This window comes from Mesorhizobium sp. M7D.F.Ca.US.004.01.2.1 (assembly GCF_003997785.1).
GTDB lineage: Bacteria > Pseudomonadota > Alphaproteobacteria > Rhizobiales > Rhizobiaceae > Mesorhizobium > Mesorhizobium loti.
This window is the reverse complement of record NZ_RZRQ01000719.1, coordinates 1-777: the sequence shown is the minus strand read 5'-3', so window position 1 is coordinate 777 and position 777 is coordinate 1. Positions and strand designations below refer to the sequence as shown.

General features: G+C 59.8%; 1 pseudogene. It reads left to right on the top strand.

What is annotated here, in order from left to right:
* Positions 1 to 777: pseudogene (locus EN993_RS36415) on the top strand (Fe-S cluster assembly protein SufB); the annotation flags it as partial.

The window sequence follows — 777 nt, the reverse complement described above, 5'->3', positions numbered from 1 at the left end:
GTGCAGGACACGATCGATCGGGTCCGAAAGATCGACGTCGACCAATACAAATACGGATTCCAGACCGAAATCGCTGTTGATAAGGCCCCCAAGGGGCTGAGCGAAGACATCATCCGTTTCATTTCGGCCAAGAAGGACGAACCGTCCTGGATGCTGGAATGGCGCCTGGAAGCGTATCGCCGCTGGCTGACGCTGGACGAGCCGACCTGGGCGCGCGTCCACTATCCGAAGATCGATTTCCAGGACATCTACTTCTACGCAGCGCCGAAGAGCACGCCCGGCCCGACGTCGCTCAGCGATGTCGATCCCGAACTGCTGAAGGTCTATGAGAAGCTGGGTATTCCGCTGCGGGAGCAGGAAATCCTCGCCGGCGTACAGAAGACCGACGCCTCCGAACTCGAGGAAGTCAGCGACAATGTCTACAAGTCGGGCCGCGTCGCCGTCGACGCCGTGTTCGATTCCGTCTCGGTCGTCACCACCTTCAAGAAGGAGCTGGCGCAGGCCGGCGTCATCTTCTGCTCGATCTCGGAAGCCATCCGTGAGCATCCGGAGCTGGTGAAGAAGTATCTCGGTTCGGTCGTGCCGACCTCCGACAATTACTACGCGACGCTGAATTCGGCGGTGTTCACCGACGGCTCCTTCGTCTTCGTGCCCAAGGGCGTGCGCTGCCCGATGGAACTGTCGACCTATTTCCGCATGAACGAGAAGAACACCGGCCAGTTCGAACGCACGCTGATCATCGCCGAGGAGGGGGCTTACGTCTCCTATCTCGAGGGC